Below are 5,417 nucleotides of genomic sequence, written 5' to 3'. Positions count from 1 at the left end.
GAACTGTCCTGGGGGTGTCTGGGGAAAAAGCCCAAGTTCACTAGACTGTAAATGTGATTTAGGGTACAGATTTATGACGACTGTCTCCGCTGCTGCTACCCCCGCTAGCACGACGCTGCTCAACATCTGGCAAGTGTTGGCCGAAAAGTTTGCCGATCACACTGCCCTCAGGGATCCCCATGCCCAGCCAGTCTTTGAGATTTCTTATGGTCAGCTCTTTCGCCGCATTCAGACCTTGGCTGCCGGTTTGCAAGCTTTGGGCATTCGCCCCGGGGATCGGGTGGCCATTTTTGCCGATAATTCCCCCCGCTGGCTGATGGCGGATCTGGCCACGCTGTTTACGGGAGCGGTCAATGTGCCCCGCAGCGCCGTGGCGGATCCGGCTGAGCTGGGCTACATTTTGCGTCACTCCGGCAGCACGGCTTTGATTGCCCAGGATGTGAAGACCCTGAGGCGGGTGCAGCCGGTTGTGCAGGAGCTGGGCCTGGAGCGGCTGCTGCTGCTTTCCGATGAAGAAGAGGCAGGAGTATTGAACTTTTCTCAGTGGCTGCAGAAAGGGCGGGAAGGCCGCTACGAGCCGCCGCGGCTGGAGCGATCCCAGTTGGCCACCATCATCTACACCTCTGGCACCTCTGGTCGCCCCAAGGGGGTGATGCTCAGCCACGGCAACCTGATGCACCAGGTGGAGAACTTGAGTGTGGTTGTACAGCCCCGGCCAGGGGATAAGGTGCTGACCATTCTGCCCACTTGGCATTCTTATGAGCGGGCCTGCGAGTATTTTCTCCTCAGCCAGGCCTGTACGCTGGTCTATACCAACCCTCGCTTTATCAAGCAGGATTTGCAACAGGAGCAGCCCCACTATCTGGTGGCAGTGCCCCGCATCTGGGAGACGGTTTACGAAGGGATCCAGAGACAATTAAAGGAAAAAAGCCCCCTCATGCAGCGGCTGATCCGCACCTTGATGGCGGCCAGCGAAGGCTACGTGCTCGCCGGGCGGATAGCCGGCAACCGGTCGATTTTGCACTACGGCGTCAGCCCTTGGGTGCGAGTGGGGGCCCGCCTGCAACAGGGGCTACTCTGGCCTGTGCACCGCCTGGCCGATGCGCTCATCTACCGCAAGGTGCGGCAGGCTTTAGGCCCCAATTTTCAACAGGCCATCAGCGGCGGCGGATCCCTGCCCGCCTATCTGGACCTGTTTTACGAGGTGGTGGGCATTTCCATCCTCAACGGCTACGGCCTCACGGAAACCTCGCCAGTGCTGTGCGCGCGCCGTCCCGACAACAATGTGCGCGGCACGGCGGGCCCCCCCTTGCCGGGCACGGAGTTTCGCATTGTGGATCCGGAAACCCGGCAGCCGCTGCCCCCCCGTGCGAAGGGGCTGATCCTGGCGCGGGGGCCGCAGGTGATGATGGGTTACTACAACAATCCAGAGGCGACCGCCCAGGTGCTCAGCCCCGACGGCTGGTTTGAAACAGGGGATCTGGGCTGGCTCACCCCCGACGGGCAACTGGTGATCACCGGCAGGGCCAAGGACGTGATCGTGCTGCTTAACGGAGAGAACGTCGAGCCCCAGCCGCTGGAAGATGCCTGCCTGCAATCCCCTTACATCAGCCAAATGGTAATTGTCGGCCAGGACCAAAAGAAACTGGCCGCCCTCATCTACCCCAACCTGGACGCCCTCAAGGCTTGGGCCGCCGGGCAAGGGATCCCGGCTGCTGAGGCCGAGCTGCTGGCCCACCCGCAGGTGCGCGCGTTGATCTTGCGGGAGGTGCGAACCCGCATCCAGGAGCGTCCCGGCTACCAAGCGCACGAGCAAATTGCCGACTTCCGCTTTTTGCCAGAGCCCCTGAGCGTGGAAAATGGCCTCCTGACCCAGACGCTGAAGATCAAGCGCAACCCGGTAGCCGAGCGCTATGCCCACCTCATCCAGGAGATGTATCCGACAGGGAGCTAAGTTTGGGATCCCCGTTGTTGCTCCAGGTGGCGCCGGAAGGTCTCCGGGGGAATGGCCCCCCGGTAGGCCCCACAGTAGTAGAGGGTGAGCACCGCCTTGTAGGCCCAATCGGTCGGCACCACGTCTGGGAAGGGGCTGGGCAGGGTGTCTGCTTGGTTGGCGGCGCAGGCCTGCAAGATCTGCTCCGTGGTGAGCTGTTCGGCCAGATCGGGGGGCAGCTCCCGCAGGTTGGGCTGGGCCAAAGCCGCTCCAGATAGGCTCAAACTGGAGAGAGCTGCGCCCACAAGAGCTTGGGTGAGGAGGTCTTGCACTTGCATTGGAAATGATCGACGAGGAGAAATCGGTCGGGTAAGTCCCTTCTCTAGGGTAGTACGGATGCAAAGAGCGTTTGGATCTGGATAGAAGTCTCAGCCGCTCTGTTCCCAGATTAAGATGCAAAAAAACCCGGAAGCAAAAGGAGACGGCGGGATCCCCGAACGGCCAATCCTCTCCTTGCGGGGTTGATGAAGTGTTGAGAACAGGTCGAGGCCAATGAGCTCATCCAAAGGGCCAAGTTTTGACAGCCTGGATCCGCCGGATCCCAAGCTAATCGATGCCTGTGTGCACTGCGGGTTTTGTCTGACCACCTGCCCCAGCTACCGCGTCCTCGGCAAGGAGACAGACTCGCCGCGGGGGCGCATCTATCAGATGGACGCCCTCAATCAGGGGCAGATTTCCCTTTCGGTGGCCACGGTTTCCCATTTCGATACCTGCCTGGGCTGTTTGGCCTGTGTTACCGCCTGCCCCTCAGGAGTGCGCTACGACCGGCTGATTGCCGCCACCCGCCCGCAAATCGAGCGCAACTACCCACGCGGTCTTTGGGATCGCCTGTACCGCCAATTTATCTTCTTCCTCTTCCCCTACCCGGAGCGGCTGCGGCCTCTGCTTTGGCCGCTTTGGCTCTATCAGAAGATGGGGATCGGCGCCTGGATCCGCCAAGGGCTGGAAAAAGTCTCCCCGCGACTGGCGGCTATGGAATCGCTCATGCCCCCTCTGGAGGTGGAGCAACTGCTGCCCAAGCGCTACCCGGAGCAGATCCCGGCGGTGGGCGAGCGCCGCTTTCGCGTGGGGCTGATCCTCGGCTGCGTGCAGCGCCTGTTTACCCCGCAGGTGAACGAGGCCAGCATTCGCGTCTTGACCCACAACGGCTGTGAGGTGGTGATCCCGCCTGCCCAGGGCTGTTGTGCGGCCTTGCCCCACCACCAAGGGCAACTGCAGCAGGCAGAAACCCTAGCCCGCCAGATGGTGGATGCTTTTGCCGGCTACGAACTGGATGCCATTTTGGTGACTGCCTCCGGCTGCGGCCACACCCTCAAGGAGTACGGCCACCTTTTGGCCAAGGATCCCGACTACCACGAGAAAGCGGCCCAGTTTGCGGCCAAAGTCAAGGATATCCAGGAGTTTCTCGCTCAGGTGGGGCTGACTGCTCCCCTGTACCCCCTGCAGCCGGATCCCTTGGTGCTGGCCTACCAAGATGCCTGCCACATGCTGCACGGGCAACGCCTCAGCCAAGAGCCGCGGCAACTGCTACGCCAGATTCCGGGGCTGGAGCTGCGGGATCCCGTCGATGCCGCCCTCTGCTGTGGCAGCTCCGGCGTCTACAACCTGCTGCAACCCCAGATAGCAGATGAGCTGGGATCCCAGAAGGTGGCCAACCTCCTCAACACTGGTGCCCAGGGGATCGTCTCCGCCAACATCGGCTGCCGCCTGCAAATCCAGAAGCACCTGCAGGGCAAAGCCGGGATCCCCATTTATCACCCGATGGAACTCCTGGATCGCGCCCTGCAACCGGCGGCAACTCCCTAACCCCCCTCTCCCTCTGGGAGAGGGGCCGGGGGTGAGGGATGGGAGAGGGGCCGGGGGTGGTCGCGTGAGCGGCGCGGAGCGCTTGGGATGGGAGAGGGGCCGGGGGTGAGGGCTATTCCAGCAACAGGCGCAAGTCCAGGTGGGGCCGCCACCGCTCCGCCAGCCGCTCCAGCAATTGCTCCCGCTGCTGAGCATAGTGGCCTTCCAGCTCCGGCAAGGGATCCCAGCCTTTTTGGCGGCGCAACTCGTTTAGCCAGTGTCGCCGCCAGCGGTGATTGTCGAAGAGGCCGTGCAGATAGCTGCCCCAAATCCGGCCCGTGGGATCCCGCCAGCCCAGGTTCTCTTGGTCGAAGATCGGCAGGCAGCCAGCGGGATCCGCCTGGGTGGATCCCTGGTGGATTTCGTACCCCTGGACGGGAGCAGGAGCGGGCCAGCAGCTTTGTGTCTGCACCTGCCGGGTAACTTTGGTGGGGTGCAAAACAGTGGTCAGAGGGAGAAAGCCCAGCCCTGGGTAGGTGCCGGCAACTCCCTCTAGGCCATCGGGATCGGCGAGGGTTTCCCCCAACATCTGCAGTCCGCCGCAGATGCCGACGATGTGGCCGGAATAGTGGCGCAGTTGGTCGGCCAGGCCGGTCTTTTGCAATGCCAACAGATCCTTGAGGGTGGTTTTGCTGCCGGGCAGGATGACGACATCGGGGGATCCCAGGCTTTGGCCGGGGTGAATCCAGCGCAGATGGACGCTGGGCTCGGCCAGCAAGGGGTCGAAATCGGAGAAATTGGCCACCTGGGGCAGGCGAACCACGGCGATTTCCAGGGAGTCTTCCCGCCTGGGACGGCGATTTTCCCAGAGTTGGGGGCCGGCCTCGATGCCCAGCGAATCTTCCTGGGGCAGCACCCAATCCAGCCAGGGCAGAACCCCAACCACCGGGATCCCGGTGTAGCTCTCCAGCCAATCCAGGCCGGGCTGCAGCAGCTCCCGCGAGCCGCGAAACTTGTTGATAACAATGCCGCGGATCAGGGCTCGTTCTTCCGGTTCCAGCAGTTGCAGCGTGCCCACCACATGGGCCAGCGCCCCACCCCGGTCGATGTCCGCCACCAGCCAAGTGGGGGATCCCAAATGCAAGGCGACCCGCATATTTGCCAAATCCCGATGCTTGAGGTTCACCTCCGCCGGGCTGCCTGCCCCCTCGCAAACGATCCAGTCGTACTGCTGTTGTAAGCGGGCCAGGGCTTCTTTGACCGCTTGCCAGGCCGGCGCAAACCAGCGTTCGTAATACTCGCCGGCGCGGCAGGTGCCCACCGCCACTCCATTCAAGACGATCTGGGAAGTCAGGTTGCCCTGGGGCTTCAACAGGATCGGGTTCATCTCCACCGCAGGCGGGATCCCGGCGGCCCAGGCTTGCAGAGCCTGCGCGTAGGCGATCTCTTTGCCCTCGGCGGTGACATAGGCGTTGAGGGACATATTCTGAGCTTTGAAAGGGGCAACCCTTTTTCCTGCTTTCTTGAGAAGGCGACAGAGGGCCGTTACCAAAAGGGTTTTGCCCACATGGGAAGAAGTTCCCACCACCATCAAGGCTCGACCTGAACGGCTCACCCCGGATCCCTCACCCTTGGTTGC

At 62.4% G+C, this 5,417-nt stretch carries 4 protein-coding genes; 2 read left to right on the top strand and 2 right to left on the bottom strand.

Annotation, left to right across the window (positions count from 1 at the left end):
• Positions 1-73 precede the first annotated feature (73 nt).
• Positions 74-1,954 (top strand): AMP-dependent synthetase/ligase, encoded by a 1,881-nt coding sequence (locus tag NW857_RS07815; RefSeq protein WP_414368563.1) that lies wholly within the window; start codon positions 74-76, stop codon positions 1,952-1,954.
• Here the strand turns inward: NW857_RS07815 and NW857_RS07810 are convergent.
• Positions 1,951-2,271 carry a hypothetical protein gene (locus tag NW857_RS07810; protein WP_414336065.1) on the bottom strand — a complete coding sequence of 107 codons (321 nt, stop codon included), beginning with the start codon at positions 2,269-2,271 and terminating at the stop codon, positions 1,951-1,953. The two genes, NW857_RS07815 and NW857_RS07810, sit on opposite strands and share 4 nt — an antisense overlap.
• 214 nt (positions 2,272-2,485) lie before the next feature.
• Between NW857_RS07810 and NW857_RS07805 the strand changes: the two genes are divergently transcribed.
• On the top strand, positions 2,486-3,799 hold the full coding sequence (locus tag NW857_RS07805) for a (Fe-S)-binding protein (RefSeq protein ID WP_414368560.1): 1,314 nt from the start codon (positions 2,486-2,488) through the stop codon (positions 3,797-3,799).
• A 112-nt stretch (positions 3,800-3,911) separates the two neighbouring features.
• On the opposite strand, the gene NW857_RS07800 is transcribed toward NW857_RS07805, so the two are convergent.
• A complete protein-coding gene (locus tag NW857_RS07800) occupies positions 3,912-5,369 on the bottom strand; it encodes a cobyric acid synthase (RefSeq protein WP_414333762.1) in 1,458 nt (485 codons plus the stop codon).
• Between the last annotated feature and the right edge of the window lie 48 nt (positions 5,370-5,417).

It is taken from the genome of Synechococcus sp. H55.9, from assembly GCF_047462355.1.
GTDB lineage: Bacteria > Cyanobacteriota > Cyanobacteriia > Thermostichales > Thermostichaceae > Thermostichus.
Note: the sequence above shows the minus strand (reverse complement) of the source record. Positions and strands in the feature narration are given on the sequence as shown.